15 protein-coding genes and 1 pseudogene are annotated in these 15,252 nt (G+C 70.4%); 6 read left to right on the plus strand and 10 right to left on the minus strand.

The genetic code is table 11. The features are described 5' to 3' along the window. Positions 1–403: 403 nt before the first annotated feature. The 5 genes from AB0H50_RS26080 to AB0H50_RS26100 all read right to left on the minus strand — a co-directional run bounded on the left by AB0H50_RS26080 (position 404) and on the right by AB0H50_RS26100 (position 5,038). Positions 404–931 (minus strand): hypothetical protein, encoded by a 528-nt coding sequence (locus tag AB0H50_RS26080; protein WP_357457337.1) that lies wholly within the window; start codon positions 929–931, stop codon positions 404–406. Positions 932–1,045: 114 nt separating this feature from the next. Beyond that, complete coding sequence (locus AB0H50_RS26085) at positions 1,046–1,828, minus strand: SGNH/GDSL hydrolase family protein (protein ID WP_357457339.1); 783 nt, start codon at positions 1,826–1,828, stop codon at positions 1,046–1,048. A 62-nt stretch (positions 1,829–1,890) separates the two neighbouring features. Continuing rightward, the gene (locus tag AB0H50_RS26090) at positions 1,891–2,709 is read right to left on the minus strand and encodes a hypothetical protein (RefSeq protein WP_357457341.1); all 819 of its coding nucleotides are present in this window, start codon (positions 2,707–2,709) and stop codon (positions 1,891–1,893) included. Between the two features lie 182 nt (positions 2,710–2,891). Next, on the minus strand, positions 2,892–3,641 hold the full coding sequence (locus tag AB0H50_RS26095; RefSeq protein WP_357457342.1) for a S1 family peptidase: 750 nt from the start codon (positions 3,639–3,641) through the stop codon (positions 2,892–2,894). After that, on the minus strand, positions 3,638–5,038 hold the full coding sequence (locus AB0H50_RS26100) for an FAD-binding oxidoreductase (protein WP_357457344.1): 1,401 nt from the start codon (positions 5,036–5,038) through the stop codon (positions 3,638–3,640). The genes AB0H50_RS26095 and AB0H50_RS26100 overlap by 4 nt, the downstream gene beginning before the upstream one ends. Before the next feature lie 585 nt (positions 5,039–5,623). On the opposite strand from AB0H50_RS26100, the gene AB0H50_RS26105 reads away from it, so the two are divergent. The 3 genes from AB0H50_RS26105 (at position 5,624) to AB0H50_RS26115 (ending at position 9,484) form a co-directional block, all read left to right on the plus strand. After that, positions 5,624–6,340: a response regulator transcription factor gene (locus AB0H50_RS26105; protein ID WP_357457346.1), complete on the plus strand. Its 717-nt coding sequence runs from the start codon at positions 5,624–5,626 to the stop codon at positions 6,338–6,340. Continuing rightward, on the plus strand, positions 6,337–7,542 hold the full coding sequence (locus AB0H50_RS26110; RefSeq protein ID WP_357457348.1) for an ATP-binding protein: 1,206 nt from the start codon (positions 6,337–6,339) through the stop codon (positions 7,540–7,542). Before AB0H50_RS26105 ends, AB0H50_RS26110 begins: the two co-directional genes overlap by 4 nt. 85 nt (positions 7,543–7,627) lie before the next feature. After that, entirely contained in the window at positions 7,628–9,484 is a 1,857-nt protein-coding gene (locus tag AB0H50_RS26115) for a DUF4173 domain-containing protein (RefSeq protein WP_357457350.1), read from the plus strand. Positions 9,485–9,486: 2 nt separating this feature from the next. On the opposite strand, the gene AB0H50_RS26120 is transcribed toward AB0H50_RS26115, so the two are convergent. The 3 genes and pseudogenes from AB0H50_RS26120 to AB0H50_RS26130 form a co-directional block, all read right to left on the minus strand. Beyond that, a complete protein-coding gene (locus AB0H50_RS26120; protein WP_357457352.1) occupies positions 9,487–9,993 on the minus strand; it encodes an LOG family protein in 507 nt (168 codons plus the stop codon). Between the two features lie 121 nt (positions 9,994–10,114). Beyond that, positions 10,115–10,360 (minus strand): annotated as a pseudogene (locus AB0H50_RS26125) (SMR family transporter); the annotation flags it as partial. A gap of 119 nt (positions 10,361–10,479) precedes the next feature. Next, on the minus strand, positions 10,480–11,304 hold the full coding sequence (locus AB0H50_RS26130; protein ID WP_357457354.1) for a DUF72 domain-containing protein: 825 nt from the start codon (positions 11,302–11,304) through the stop codon (positions 10,480–10,482). Positions 11,305–11,493: 189 nt separating this feature from the next. Here AB0H50_RS26130 and AB0H50_RS26135 point away from each other — a divergent pair, with 189 nt between their 5' ends. Beyond that, complete coding sequence (locus AB0H50_RS26135; RefSeq protein ID WP_357457356.1) at positions 11,494–11,655, plus strand: hypothetical protein; 162 nt, start codon at positions 11,494–11,496, stop codon at positions 11,653–11,655. Between the two features lie 54 nt (positions 11,656–11,709). Here AB0H50_RS26135 and AB0H50_RS26140 read toward each other — a convergent pair whose 3' ends face one another. Further along, positions 11,710–12,072: a hypothetical protein gene (locus AB0H50_RS26140; protein WP_357457357.1), complete on the minus strand. Its 363-nt coding sequence runs from the start codon at positions 12,070–12,072 to the stop codon at positions 11,710–11,712. Positions 12,073–12,253: 181 nt separating this feature from the next. Here AB0H50_RS26140 and AB0H50_RS26145 point away from each other — a divergent pair, with 181 nt between their 5' ends. Next, a complete protein-coding gene (locus AB0H50_RS26145; RefSeq protein ID WP_357457359.1) occupies positions 12,254–12,763 on the plus strand; it encodes a DUF664 domain-containing protein in 510 nt (169 codons plus the stop codon). 7 nt (positions 12,764–12,770) lie between these two features. On the opposite strand, the gene AB0H50_RS26150 is transcribed toward AB0H50_RS26145, so the two are convergent. Further along, complete coding sequence (locus AB0H50_RS26150) at positions 12,771–14,357, minus strand: serine hydrolase (RefSeq protein ID WP_357457360.1); 1,587 nt, start codon at positions 14,355–14,357, stop codon at positions 12,771–12,773. Positions 14,358–14,538: 181 nt separating this feature from the next. On the opposite strand from AB0H50_RS26150, the gene AB0H50_RS26155 reads away from it, so the two are divergent. Continuing rightward, positions 14,539–15,237, plus strand: a complete 699-nt coding sequence (locus AB0H50_RS26155) for a S1 family peptidase (RefSeq protein WP_357457361.1) — start codon at positions 14,539–14,541, stop codon at positions 15,235–15,237. Positions 15,238–15,252 lie beyond the last annotated feature (15 nt).

Raw genomic sequence — 15,252 nt, forward strand, 5'->3', positions numbered from 1 at the left:
GCCTGCGCTTTGTCTTGTGGCGCAGAGGATTTGCCTGTCTGCCGCGAGCGTTCCGGTTCGGCCGAGAGAACGTCCTGTGTCGCTCAGCGAGCCGGGTTCGGAAACGAGCCGTTGGACGGCTGGATTCGCGTACCGGCCTCCGCCTGGCAGGGAGTTACCGTGCGTCCGTGCGTCCGTGCGTCCGTGCGTCCGTGCGTCCGTGCGTCCGTGCGTCCGTGCGTCCGTGCGTCCGTGCGTCCGTGCGTCCGTGCGTCCGTGACGATCGATGCCTCGGATCGAGAGAGCGAGCAGGTACCCGCACGGGATCGACCTTCACTACGTCCGGCGGACATGGCGGCAAATCCCTTGCCTAGCAGGCGCGTCGGCGAACTCCGACGCCTGGTATTCGGTGGCGGTGTGCGGCCTACCGATAGACCGGTGGCCCCCGGGTCCCGATACCCGAAGCGAGGAGCAGTCTGCGCGGGATCGCGGCATCGCGCGCGGCGAGAAGGGCGACCGTCGGCAGCGCAGGCACCGGCATCGCGCCGAGAACCCGCGCGGCACGCCGCACGCTCGACGCCGCCCTGCGGATCGCCGCTTCCGCGCCGCGAATCAGCAACGCCCCCACCGGAATCGCCGCGAGATGGGCGAGGAGCATCAGCGCGGTCGCGTGCGCTCCGTGGTGATGACCCGGTGACAGTGTGAGCGCGGTGTGACCGACGCCCTGTCCGACCGCAAGCAGCCCCATGAGTTCTAGGAGCCCGGCCCGCGTCCGGAGGGAGCCGACGAGCACGCCTACCGCCGCGCAGGCCCCGATCAGCAGGGCGACCGACGACTGCTCGGGCGAGATCACACCGCCACCGAGCGCGTGCGCGGCGATGCTGACTGCCCCCGAGGCGGATCCGACGAAGGCGCCGCGCAGTCGCGTCGCTCCCTCCACCGGTTTACGCACCGGGCCATACTACCGCCGGTCGTAGTCGTCGACCAGACACCCCTCGCTCGCGGTGGACGGCAAGCCGACCCTGTCGCGGCCCCGGTGCTGGAGGTGAGTGGTCGTGCGCCGGTCTCAGACGAGTACCGGCAGTAAGTCCGGTCGTTTCGGTTGAATCCCGTTGCCGGACGACCGCCCGCGCACCCGGCGGGCGATCCACGGGAGCATGTGCTGTGTGGTCCAGGTCAACTCGGTCGTGACGGTCTCGACCAGGGTGTGCCGCACCGGCGGCAGCGGATCGCGCCAGGTCGCGTCGGCGCCGGGAAGCGCGAGGATGTCGGCGACCGCCCTGGCGACGAGGCCGTGGCCGAGCGGGCTCAGGTGCAGGCGGTCGGCGGACCAGACCAGCGGGTGCGTGGTGGCGGCGATGGGCTCGAAATCGACCAGTGTGAGCCCGTATCGGCTTGCGAGGCGGCGCATTTCGGCGTTGAACTCGCGCACGCGCGGGGACAGCGGCCGCACGAAGGGCGCGATGCCGCCGATGTCGGGGTAGGTGAAGGTGATCACCCGGGCGCCGATGGCGGTGAGTTCGGCGAACATGGCGTGCAGGTCGGCGAGCAGTGCGTCGCGATCCAGGCGCGGGCGGATGATGTCGTTCATGCCCGCCATCACGGTGACGAGATCGGGTCGCAGCGCCACGGCGGGGCCGAGTTGTTCGGCGCGGATCTGGGCGGCGCGGCGGCCGCGGATGGCGAGGTTGGCATAGCGGAGGGTGGGTGTGCCCACGCCGAGCAGCGCGGCGAAGCGGTCGGCCCAGCCGCGGTGTCCACCCGCGCCGTCGGGGTCTCCGATGCCCTCGGTCTGGCTGTCGCCGATCGCGACGTAGCGGAGATAGGAGGGGGCGGATCCGGTGTCCACGTTCGGCTCCTGCGGGTAGGCGGCGACGCGCGCGCACGGGTCACCTCCGGCGCAGCAACATCCTACGAGCGCGGGAGGGTTCGGGCCATTCCAGCGCGGGGCGCCCCGGCGCGCGTGAAGAGCCCGCGCCCGTGCACCGCGGGCTCGGCGCCGGACCAGGGCGCCAGGGTGGTGATGAACATGAGTTCGCACCAGGACAGCATCGGGTTCGCACCGCGGGCGAGCGTGTCGAGCAGCGACAGTTCCAGGTCGTGTCCTTCCCAGGCGGCGCCGAGCCAGCCCGCGTCGAGCCGCAGCAGGAATTCGTCCGCGTCCCGCGGCGGCGTCGGCGGAGCGTCGACCGCGAGGTGCACAAGGGCGGCGATCGCGTGCCTGTCGTCGGTGGGCAGGGCGGAACGGTCCGCCACCAGGCTTTCGAGGGCGTCGCGCAAGGGCAGAGTGTCGTCGATGTCGTCCAGCCCGGCCGGGCGCACGACATATTCGACGAGCTCGGTCACGGTGGTCGGATCCCATTCCAGCCGGCCGTAGGTTGCGCACCAGGCGTGGGCCGGATTGTCGGGTTCGACGACGAGGTCGAGATCGAGGGCCCCGGCCACGGCGGCCTCGGTGAGCCTGCGCGCGTCCACCAGGCGGGAGGGGATGAGCAGGCGCAGCCTCGCGTGCGCGACTCCGGCCGCGGTTCTGGCTTGCGCCGCGAGCCGGATGCCGTGCAGGGCGGCGGTGATCGCGGGGGCCACGAGTTCGCCTCCGGGGTTGTGTCCGAGCGGGCCGTAGCAGAGCGGTCGTCCGTAGCGATCGGTCACCGCGAAGGTGCCCGCCACGATGTCGCCGGCGACCGCGAGGGTGATTTCTCGGGCTGGCGTTTCGTTCTGGATCGTCATACCGTCCCCGTTCGGTGGCGTCCGACAAACTGATCAAAATCGAGAACAGCGGGAGTGTCCATAGACTGGCCGGTATCGGGATTGCACTGTCGAGTACCTGCTCCGATCGGTATTGGAATGGCAGGGTCCGAAGAATGCGCAGCGGACGTCATGCCTGCCTGAATCGGGGCATCGGGGTTCGGTCAGAACGGCTCGAATCCGGCCCCGGGTCCGCCCGTGCGATCGATATCCTCGAACACCTTGCCGATCTGGGTGGCGACCGCCGGATCGTGCACCGCCAGATTGGGATTCTGGCAAGCGACGTCGAACACCGTCATGTCGAACACCGTGACGCCCACGTGGCCGATGTTCATACCGACCAGGCGATCACCGACCGTCACCGGCCCGCCGGAATCGCCCGGCTTCGAACACACCTGGTTGCGGAACCACCACTCGTTCTGATCCCACACCACGCCGCAGCCGTGCCCGGAGGTGCGTCCGTTCTTGCAGACGATCGTGCCCGGCGCGGGCGGTCCGCCGACGTCGTCGATCACGGTTCCGCCTACGCTGCGCAGCGGGACGACGCGTTCGCGATCGAATTCGATGACGGCGTAGTCGTCGACCGGGTCGACCAGTACCACGGTGCCGACCGGCCCCGCCCAGGGCGCATGCTCGGCCTGCACAGGCATGCCCGGCATGGTGCAGTGTCCGGCCGTCAAACCGACGAGGCGCCCGGCGTTGTCGTAGCCGATGGTGGTGAGCGTGCAGGCCGCCCGCGCGCCGAGCACGATGCCCGATCCGCCACCGAGGGCGGCGGGGTCGACCGCGGACGCATGCCCCGGCGACAGGATGGCGATCAGCATCGCGGCCACAGCGGTCAGCGCGGCGCGAGCCGCACCGGCTCGCGGCCGTCGCGGTGCGGGCCGGATCTGTTGCGGTGTCGCCGGATTCATGAGCGTCGGGCCGCAGCGGCGGGGTGGATGTTGTGATGCAGGTGGAAGACGTTGCGCGGGTCGTATTCCATCTTGACGGTCGCGAGCCTGGCGTAGTTCTCCCTGCCGTAGCCCGCGATCACCCGGTCCATGCCTTCGTCGCCGATGAAGTTCAGGTACACCGCTCCGGTGGCGAAGGGCCGCATCGCGGCGATGGTGTCGCGGACCCACGAAATGCCTGCCGCGTCGTCGGCGGCGTCCTCCCACAGACCGAACGGATGAACCACCCACGCGGCGCTGCGGTGCGGTTGCGGCCAGTTCCGCGCGCCGGCCGCGACGGCGCCACCCCACGGCACCAGCAGACTCTGCGAGGCGGTAGGGACGAGCATGGCCATCCCCTGTTCGCCGAACCGTCGCAGCGCCTCGTCCGGCAGGGCGGAGAGATGTTCGCCGGACCAGTAGTTGCGCAGGCCGGGTGGATCGTCGAGCGCGCACTGGATATCGCAGTAGGGCATTTCGGTGAGTAGCTCGCCGTCCGGTTTCAGCGCCAGCATCGGCGCGAGCACGTCGCGCAGTTCGGCCGCGGTGCCCGCGAAGATACCGATGCACGCCACCACCCGCTTGCCCTGGAGTTCGGCGGGGACGAACTCCTCGGGTGGTCCGGTCAGGTAGACGACGGCACCGCCGAGGTCTTCGGTGACGCCGCGCACGACGAGATCGCGATAGGCGGCGAGGACGTCCGGTCCCTGCTCGGCTTCCCAGAACAACAGGGCCAGCGAGGTCACGGGCAGCGGGTGCAACCGGAAGGTGAGGCGGGTGGCCACCCCGAAGTTCCCGCCGCCGCCGTGCAACGCCCAGAACAGGTCGGGATGCTCGTCCTCGGAGGCGTGGACCTCGATGCCGTCGGCGGTGACGAGGTCGACCGCGAGCAGACTGTCGGACGCCAACCCGAACTTGCGCTCCAGCCACCCGGAGCCGCCGCCGAGGGTCAGCCCGGCCACGCCGGTGCTCGACACCCGCCCGCCGGTGGTGCCGAGGCCGTGCGGCTGGCAGGCGCGATCGAAGTCCGACCACGTGGCGCCGCCCTCGACGACGGCGGTGCGCGCGTGCGGGTCGACGGTGACCGAGCGCATGCCGCGCAGGTCGACGACCAGTCCGCCCTCGGTGAGGCTCGCACCGGCGACGCTGTGGCCGCCGCCGCGCACGGCCACTTCGAGACCCGTGCGGTCGGCGAAGGCGAGTGCGGCGCGGACGTCCTCGGTGCCGGTGCACTGGGCGATCACCGCGGGTCTGCGGTCGACCATCGCGTTGAAGATCGCCCGCGCCGCGTCGTAATCGGGATCGTCAGGTGTCAGCACCGAACCAGCGAACTGGTGCCGCAGGTCCGACGCGGCTGCATAGGGAGAGTGCGTCGTCATATCGCCTCCGTGTGACCGCCGTCGGCATCGTTCCGGCAAACTGTCGTTCGGGTCAGTCACGCTACGCGCGCGGCTGCGGGGGTTGGGGGGGTTGCCGAGAGCGATGCCGAGATGCAATCCGTCGGTGGCGGGGGCTTTCGGGGCGGCGAGCGATGCGCTGCGGAGGGGCTTCGGGAGGGATCGGGTCGGTGGCGTGACAGGCCGATGAGCCAGGAAAATGGTTGGCTGTCAACGGGTTTGGCGTCCGGTGCGACGTCGCTCGCGCGTCCGGCATCCGTCGGCATCGAGTGTGCCGAGGCCGAGACCTGGCCCGGCTGTTTCGTTGCAGCGCGGACACGGTCAGGTCTCGGCGCGGTCGCGAGGGTCGGGATCAGCCCGCAACGCGGCGTCGTAAACGGTGCGGTCCGTGTTCGGCGGTCATCCGGCGATCCAGGTGGGGGTCCTCGTGGTTCAGTGGTATCCGGTCGGGACCGCCGAAGGGAACGGAACCCTCGGAAATGCCTCTGACCTGGAATATGTGATGCTCCACGGAATCTCCACAATTGCCGACGCTGCTCTCCACAGCGGGTCGCTAGGGTTCCGAGCATGGATCTTCGGGATGTCGAGCGCGGCGTCGCGGCCAACGGGCACGCGGCGCGGCGGATTCTGGTGGTGGACGACGAAGTGACCATCGCCGAATCCGTGGCCGCCCGGCTGCGGGCGGAGGGGTACACCGTCGAACTGGCGCACGACGGCCCGGGCGCGGTGGCCGCGGTCGAGGCGAACGAGCCCGACCTGGTGGTGCTGGACGTGATGCTGCCCGGATTCGACGGACTCGAGGTGTGCAGGCGCGTCCAGGCCGGACGCGGGGTGCCGGTGCTCATGCTCACCGCACGGACCGACGAGACCGACCAGCTGGTCGGACTCGGCGTCGGCGCCGACGACTACCTGACGAAACCGTTCTCCCTGCGCGTCCTCACGGCGCGGGTGCATGCGCTGCTGCGCCGCGTCGACCGCGCCGCCGACCGGGACAGCGCCGCGATCGTCGTCGGCGATCTGCGCATCGACCTGGAGCAGCATCGCGTCTGGCGCGGCGAGTCGGAAGCCAAGCTGACACCGCTCGAATTCGAGCTGCTCGTCCGGCTGGCGCGGCGGCCGCGCGCGGTGCTGGCCAGGGAGCGTCTGCTCGAGGAAGTGTGGGACTGGGCCGACGCCGCGGGCACCCGCGCGGTCGACAGCCACGTGAAGGCGTTGCGGCGCAAGCTCGGCGCGGACCTGATTCGCACGGTGCACGGCGTCGGGTACGCCTTGGAGGCGCGATGACTTCCGATGCCTCGTTGGCCTCCGATGGTTCGGTCGACGCCGCGGGCGCGGTGCGCGACGACGCCGCTCCGGATCGCCCGGCATCGCCCACTGCGCCGGAGTCGGCGGCAGCGGCGACCGGTGGGCCGAAGCCTGTCCGGCCCACCGGCAAGGACTCGCGGTCCGAACCTCTAGCGCGGCGCTGGCGCGCGTTCGCCGATGTGGTGGCGGAAGTGTTACCGCGGCCGCTGGATCCGATCCGGTCGATCAAGCTGAAGCTGGCCATCCTGATGGTGGTGTCGGGCGGTCTCGCGTTCGCGTTCTTCGGGTTCCAGATCGGCTGGCTGCCGCCGCGGACCACCCTGACCGCGGTCCTGATCGCCCTGGTGACCTCGCAGATTCTCGCGCACGGCATCACAAGGCCGCTGCGCGAGATGACCGCGGCCGCGCAGCGCATGGCCCAAGGCGACTACACCCGCCGGGTGCGGGCCAGCTCGCGCGACGAGGTAGGTCAGCTGGCCGAGGCGTTCAACCGGATGGCCGCCGACCTGGCCGCCGTCGACCAGCAGCGCCGCGACCTCATCGCCAATGTCTCGCACGAGTTGCGCACGCCGATCACGGCCTTGCGCGCGGTGCTGGAGAACCTGGTCGACGGCGTCTCCGAACCCGATCCCGGCACCCTGCGCACCGCGCTCGCGCAGACCGAACGACTCGGGCTGCTGGTCTCCGAACTGCTCGATCTGTCCAGCATCGAGGCGGGCGCGCGGTCGCTGGACCGCGAGGAGCTGCCGGTCGCGCCGCTGCTCGCCGAGGTAGTCGCCGAGGCCGAGGTGATGGCGGCGGCGCTCGGCCGCGGCGTGCGGTTCAGCGCCGACGTCCGGCCCGGCGGCGCGCGCGTCAACGCGGACCGTGCACGTCTGCATCAAGTGCTGATCAACCTGCTCGACAACGCCGCGCGGCACGGCCCGGCCGGCGGCGAGGTGCGAATCACCGCCAGTGCGCAGCACGGGGAGCTCGTCATCGACGTCCAGGACGAGGGCCCGGGTATCCCGCTCGCCGAACGCGCCGCCGTCTTCGACCGCTTCACCCGCGGCGGGCGAAGCAACGGCGGCGGTACCGGACTCGGTCTCGCCATCTCTCGCTGGCTGGTCGACCTGCACGGCGGCACCATCGCCGTGGCCGACCCCGGATCCCGTATCCGCGTGGTCCTGCCCGCCTCCTGACGGGCCGACCCGCAATCCATCCACCACAACCCGGATCGCCATGAGGTCCCGGGGCGATCACGCACACCCGAAATCGGAGGGGAACATGAGTAAAGAACCGACCGGACGGAACGATTCGACCGATCCGTCATCGAAGGAAGACGCTGCGACGCGAGGGTCGGCCGCATCCGATGCCGTCGAATCCGTCGGCACGCAGACCGGCACGACGAAATCTCACGCCACTGTGACCGGAAGCGGTGCCGTGGTCTCCGCACAGTCCGCGGCACCGGACAGCGGGTCGTCCGAGCAGGCGGCAGCATCCGAGAGCGGGACGTCCGACAGCATCCCCGCGCCCGCCGGGACCGCGTCCTCTGGGGGAGAGCAGTCCGAGGAGGAAAAGCAGTCCGAGCAGAAGGTCGCGGTCACCGCAGACCCCAACGTGAAAGACCCTGCCACCTCATCGAATTCGCACGACGGCACGCCCCCGCCGATGACGCCTGTCACCGAGCGCTTCAGCCCACCGCCGATACCCCGATGGCGCAACGTCAACTATCCACGCGCGGTACTGCCCGCCGCGGCCGTCGCAGGCGTCGCCGCGGCGGTGACTGTTCCGTGGGATCGCCCCGGCCTCGGGTGGGTGCTCGCCGGAGCGATCGCTGCGGGCGCGGTATTCGAGGTGGATCGCCGTGCGCGCCAGGGTGCCGAAGAGAAATCGTCCGACCGTTCGATACTCGCTCTGCTGCGCCGCAATCCGGCCCGGCTGTGGTGGACCGCGCTCGCCTTGGCGCTGCTGGCGGTGGGAGCGGTACGCGCGGCGGGATGGTTGTTCGCGCTGTGCCTGCCCGCCGCCGTGATCGCAGGCTCGCTGGCCGTGGTGCCGCGCCGGTCGGTGCACGGCCTCTGGTACGACGCCATCGCGGTGCCGCTGGAGACGGCGTCCGCGGCGCTGTGGGTGTACGACGGCGCGCGTCGCCTGCCCGACATGCGGACGGCGCGGACCTGGCGGGCCGGGCTGTCGGTGGCCGCGACCATCGCGCTGCTCGCGGTGTTCGCGCCACTGCTCGGCAGCGCCGACGCGACGTTCGGCTCGATGCTGAACCGCTTGATCCCCACGGTGGAAGCGGAGTCGCTGGTGCGGTGGACACTGGTGTCCGGCGCGGTGGCACTGGGTTGCGCTGCCGCGATGTTCCTGCTTGCCGGGCCGCCGATGCCAGCGAATTCGGCGGCGCGCGAAGCGGTTTCGCGCCGCACGTGGAGCCGGTGGGAGTGGGCGCTGCCGGTGGGCGCGCTGACGGCGCTGTTCGCGGCGTTCGTCGCAGCCCAGTTCGCGGCGCTGTTCGGCGGCGACGACTACGTGCAGGAGACCGCGGGCCTCACCTACGCGGAGTACGCGCGCAGCGGGTTCTGGCAGCTGTCCATCGTCACCATGCTGGCGCTGGCAGTGATCCTCGCGGTGCTGCGGTGGGCGGCTCAGGATTCGGCGCGCGACCGGACGTGGTTGCGCGCGCTGCTCGGCGCGGTGAGCACGCTGTCGCTGGTGCTCGTCGCGTCCGCGTTCGGCCGCATGTGGACCTATCAGCAGGCCTACGGGTTCACGGTGCTGCGCCTGCTGGTGGAGGTCTGCGAGCTGTGGCTCGGCCTGATCTACCTGCTCGTGCTCGTGGCCGTGGTCCGATTGCGGCGGGCGTGGTTGCCGCGCGCCGCGGTCGGCACGGCCTTCGCGACGCTGCTGGCGCTGGCGATCCTGAACCCGGAACGCCTGGTCGCCGAACGCAATATCGACCGGTGGGTGGACGGAAAGCGGCTCGACACGGAGTATCTGAGCAGACTCTCGCCCGATGTCGTTCCCGCGTTGGATCGGCTTCCCGAGCCGACGCGCCTCGAGGTGCTCGGACCGATCCGGGAGGACCTGCCCGAGGACACCTGGCAGAGCTGGAATCTGTCCCGCGCCGTCGCGCGCTGAGTTCAGCGCCGGTGCGTGCCGATCGCGAGCCGCACGGCGTCGGCGGGGTCGGCGGCGGTGAGGGTGGCCCGCAGGGGTTCACCCGCGGCGTCGAGGATCTGCCAGCCGCCGAGCGAGACGACCGGGATATCGCCGCGATGGCGGGCCAGCGCCAGCTCGGACAGGGTGCCCCACGAGCCGCCGATGACGATCACCGCGTCGGCGGAGCGCACCAGGATCGCGTTGCGCGCCTCGCCCATGTTCGTGAACAGCACGGCGGACAGACCGGGGCAGGCCGCGCCGCGGTCGAGGTCGGGGCGCACGCCGATCACCAGCCCGCCCGCCCGCGACGCGCCGTCGGCGACGGCGGCCATCACCCCGTCTCCGCCGCCGCACAGCACGGTCGCGCCCGCGGCGGCGAGCAGTCTGCCGACCTCGGTGGCGTTCGCGGCGTCGGCGCGGGTGCACGCGGTGGGCCCGCACACGGCGACCTGTTTGGCGTGGGTGCGGCGAATGGTCAGCGCTGCCATACCGACAGTGTGCCGGGCGCGGCGGTCGGCCGCGGGTACCTCCGGCGAATCGCGCGGCCGCGTCGTCCGGGAAGCCGGACGCCATGCTGCCGTGTGTGCTGCCGCCGGTGTACTTCGCGCCCTAGTCGACGCGTTCGCGTGCGGAAGGCCGCGATCGGGTCCGTGCGGGAGGGGATTTCACGAACTTCAGCCCGATGACGCAGGCGATGATGCCCGCTAGGAACCCGATCTTGCCCGCCGAGACGGTCTCGGCGCCGGTGGCCATGGCGTAGCCGACGGTGAGGGCCGCGCCGATGCCGATCCAGACCGCGTAGGCCACGCCGACCGGTATCCGCCGGGTGGCCAGCGCGAGCCCGATCATGCTGACCCGGCCGCCGAATGGTGAGCTTGGTTACCGGGCCGCTAACGGCAACGTGCTGAGCGCCTTTCGGCGAGCGATGCACCGTCGCGCGCACTGCGGCGTTGCATTCGATGCCCGCGGCGGGCCTATCGCGACCGGGTCGCGTCGGCCAGCCGGGCGCGCAAGGCGAGCGCGTCGCGCGGCGCCATCACCTTCGCGTCGTTGTCGAAGTAGGCGTACACGTCCCCGGCGCGCGCCCAGGCGCGGATCTTCTCGGCCCACATGTCCAGTCCGGCGTCGGTGTATCCGCTGACGTAGAGCTCGTCGTGCCCGTGCAGCCGGACGTACACGAAATCCGCGGTGACGTCCTCCAGCAGCGGATATTTGCCCGCCGCGTCCGCGACGACGAGCGCGATTCCGTGTTCGCGCAGCAATTCCGGGAACTCCGGCGTGACGAAGGTGGGGTGCCGGATCTCGAGTGCGTGGCGCAGCGGACGATCGGCGTCGGCGGTGGTGTGGGCCGGGTCGACGCGGTGATCGTGACGCTCGGCGATCTCGGCGGCGTGCGCGGTGCTGCGCGGCAGGTGGGCGAAGAACTCGGCGAGCAACTCCGGGTCGAACGGCATGGTCGGCGGCAGCTGCCACAGGATCGGGCCGAGCTTGGGGCCGAGCGCGAGTACGCCGGAGGCGAGGAAGTTCGCCAGTAGTGTGTCGCCGTCGCGCAGCCGCTTCATGTGCGTGATGAACCGGCTGCCCTTCACGGCGAACACGAAGTCACCGGGCGTCTGCCCGGCCCAGCGCAGGTAGCTCGACGGTCGCTGTAGCGAGTAGAACGATCCGTTGATCTCGACGCTGTCGAGTCGCTCGGCGAGGTAGGCGAGTTCGAGCCGCTGGGTCAGTCCTTGCGGATAGAACACGCCGCGCCACGGTCGATACACCCATCCCGAGGTGCCGATCCGGATGTCGCCCATGGCCTCCATGGTGGCATCCGGAGCGGTGCGAGACGAGTGTGGTCCGAACGCGCACGGCGAATGTTCCGGGGGCGGCTACGATCCGGAAATCCGTACGCGGCAGGATCTCCGAGGATTCGGCCGCCTGTCGTTCGGGTACGTCATGATCGGATCATTCGCTTTTCAACAGAGTTCAATCGGAGGAATAACATGTCGAAGGTCGATGCCGTGCGGCTGTCGAGCGTACTGGGCATCGATGTGGCGCAGGCGATGCTGCGGCTACGCAACGAACGCTATCCCGCGGAGACGGAGCACGACACCTGCCTGCGTCTCATCGCCGAGGACACACAGCGCAGGCGTCACGGCGCCTGAGGCGCATCGTCCGGGCCGAAATGCAGGGTCGGCTCGGACACGACATCGCGGGGTTCACTCGCATTCCGGTCCGCACCGGCCGCCGATGCTCGGATCGCCGTGCGCGCACGGCCGCACCGAGAACCTGATCAGCGCCTCACTCAACGCGCTGACGTCGCCGAGGGTGCCGTCGTCGATGCCGCGCGCGATCTCGGCTTCCAGTTCGATGACCCGCACCAGCACGGTCAGCAGCGCGGCATGGCCGGGTAGCCGTCGTTCGGCGTCACCGGCCAGTTCTTCGGCGATGGTCTGGGCCCGGTGCAGATCGCGCACCGCGCTCAGGGGGTCGCGGCGGCGGACCGAGAGCCGGGCCTGATTGCGCAGGTGGTCGATGTCGTCGAGGCGAGGTCCGAGGTGCGGGAAGTGGGGTGACGTCACGGTGTCCTCACTGGGTGCGTCGAGGCAACGAGGGGCTCCGGTCGGTTGGGGATGATCTGGTTCGGGGGGTGCAGTGCGTATCGCCTCGGCGTCCGACGTTGTGACATCGCGGCGTGGAGCGCGGGCCAGTGGGTAGGTTCCGAAGACGGAAGCACATCGACGACGCAGGGAGGCGGTGGCGATGACGAGCGCACAGGTGCTCACCGACGGGTACGAGCGGGTCAAGGAAGTGGTGCACGAGGCCGTCGACGGGCTCGGCGACGACGCCCTGACCTTCCGGATCGATCCGGGCGCCAACACGATCGCCTGGCTGATCTGGCATCTGACCCGAGTCCAGGACGACCACCTCGCCGAGGTGGCAGACACCGAGCAGGTATGGACCGCGCAGAACTGGTACGGCCGCTTCGGCCTGCCGCTGGACGAACGGGCGACCGGTTACGGCGACGGCCCCGACGATGTCGCCGTGATCCGCGCCCCCGCGGAACTGCTGACCGGCTACTACGACGCCGTCCACGAGCGGACCCTGGCGTTCGTGCGCGACCTGTCCGACAAGGACTTGGCGAAGGTGGTCGACATCCGCTGGGACCCGCCGGTCACGCTCGGCGTGCGCCTGGTCAGCGTGATCTCCGACGACCTGCAGCACGCCGGTCAGGCGGCGTTTCTGCGCGGCGTATTCGACCGGACGAGGTGAGACCGCGTCAGGGTCGCGTGAATCTGCCGAGTCCATCGGCGTCGAAGTACTCCAGGGTCAGCGTGTTTCCGGCGAACGTGGCCCGCGAGACCGAGCCGCTGGTGGCGTTCTCGCCGCTCGGGGTGAACACGAAGGTGTCGCCGTCCCAGTGGCGCAGCGGGAAACGCATGCCCTTCGGCCCTAGGGTGAGGACGAGCGAACCGCCCTCGTCGGCGACGGTGGCCGGACCGTAGTAGGAGTTGGCGTAGCGGCCCGCGTAAGAGGGCAGCGGCTGGGCGGGCGCAGGCTGGGCGGGTGGCGTCTTGCCCGCCAAGCTGCCGCTGGGCGCGCTGTACGGGGCGAACGCCTCGCGATAGAGCGCGCGCCAGTCCTCGCGGACGGTGCCGAACTGGACGAGGTCGGCGAATTCGGCGTTGAGTGTTTCCGGCACCCCGATCGGCGCGGCGTTGGTGAGCGTCACGATGCCCACGTTCGCGGAGGGGATGAGGGTGAAGGCGGTGGCGGCGCCGAGATCGAAGGCGCCCGAATGACCGAGCACCACCCGTCCCGCGGGGGAGACCCCGACGTTGAAGCCGTATCCGTAGAATCCGGCGCGCGAGTCGAAGGTTTTCGGTGGCGCCGACACCGCTTGCGGCGAAACAGCCGGTTGCAGTGCGTCGGGCGCGAGGAACGGCCGCCCTTCGGCTGCTCCGTCGGCGAGCACCATCGTCATCCATTTGGTGAGATCGTCCACCGACGAACTCACCCCGCCCGCGGGGGATTGGGCGTCGGGCTGACGGGGCGGGTCGGCGACCCGATACGTGCCGTCCACGAGCACGTGGCCGTCGACGCGATCGGCGCGGGCCTGGAAGTCGCTGTACCGCGAGCTCGTCGAACGCATGCCGAGCGGCTGGTAGATCTCCTTGTCCGACAACGATTCCCAGTCGCTGCCTGCGGCGTCGGCGACCGCGACGGCGGCGGCGGTGAGGCCGAAGTTGGTGTACGCGTACGAGTCTCGGAACGGGTCGAGCGGCAGTTGCCGCAGGCGCTCCAGCACTTGGTCGCGGTCGTAGCCGAGGTCCTCGAGCAGGTCGCCGGCGTGATCGGGGAGACCGGAGCGGTGCGCGAAAAGGTCTCCGACGGTGACCTTCTCGGTGACGTACGGGTCGTCCAGCGCGAACGAGGGCATGAGCTCACGCACCGGCGTATCCCATTGGACGGCGCCCGTGGCGACCTGCTTGGCGACGACGGTCGCGGCAAGCGATTTCGACACCGATGCCAGCTGAAACACTGTCTCCGGCCCCACCTTGGCGTCGGACCCCACGGTCCGTACACCGAATCCCTTGCGGTACACCACTTTTCCGTCGTGCACGACGGCAACCGCGAGTCCGGGGACGCGCGAGGACTGCATCAGGCTCTCGGCGAGACCGTCGAGGCGCTGGACCGCCTGATCGATCTGCCCGTCGGGAATCGTGACCCCGGCGACCTGATTCGGCATCTCGGGTGAGGTGATGGCGGGCGACTCGGGTGCGGGGGCATCGACACAGCCGCCGACGAGCAGTCCCGCGGCCAGCAGCGCCGCGAGACCCGGAATCTTCCGCCGATCTCTCCGCACGGCCACTCCCGGGGGCGTCTTCGACACAAACCCACCCTAGAGCGTAGATCAACCGATCTTGCGGTGGAAGCCCGCCGAATCCAGGGGTTGTTTGTCCCCGCGGGTTTCGCGGTAGTCCTCATCCGAACCAAGGACCGTCGGCGGCGCATACGGCTGCCGACCCGCGCGGAGAGGAGCTTCCATGAGCCGGCTACCGAAAGGTCGTGGCGACACCCGGCGGTACACCGCCGCGGTGCGCGGCGCATCCGCTGTGGCGATCGCGGCGACGGTGTGTCTCGCGCCGGTCGCGGGCACGGCGACCGCGGCCGACCCGCCGGTGCTCGGCGGCGGCTCGGGCATCGTCGTGGCCAACCAGGCCGAGTGCACGCTCACCGCGATCGGCCACGACCGCGCCGGACGGCTGGTCGGTCTCACCGCCGGGCATTGCGGTGAACCGGGTGCGACGGTACTGGCCGAATACGACCCCAATTACGGCGTGGTCGGCAGGTTCGCCCACTCCGATCCCGTTCTGGACTACGCGGTCATCGAATTCGACGCCGAGCGCGTCACCCCGGTGCGACAGCTCGGCGATACCGCGATCACCGGTCTCGGCGCGCCCGCGCAGTTCCCGACGGTGGTGTGCAAGAAGGGCCGCACCACGGGAACCACCTGCGGCGTCGCGTGGGGCGACGTCGGTGCGACGACCGACACCTGGACGCAGCTGTGCGTGCTGGAGGGCGATTCCGGCGCACCGGTGCTGGTCGGCTCCACCCTCGTCGGCATGGTGAACGCCTATCTCGGGGTGGGTTGCTTCGGCCCGGAAGTGGGTACCGACATCCATGCGGTGGTGGCCGATCTGGATGCGCGCGGAGAGGTCGGCGCGGGTTTCCAGCCGATCTGACCGGGTCGCGCCGCA

The organism is Nocardia sp. NPDC050793 (assembly GCF_040654065.1).
Classification (GTDB): domain Bacteria; phylum Actinomycetota; class Actinomycetes; order Mycobacteriales; family Mycobacteriaceae; genus Nocardia.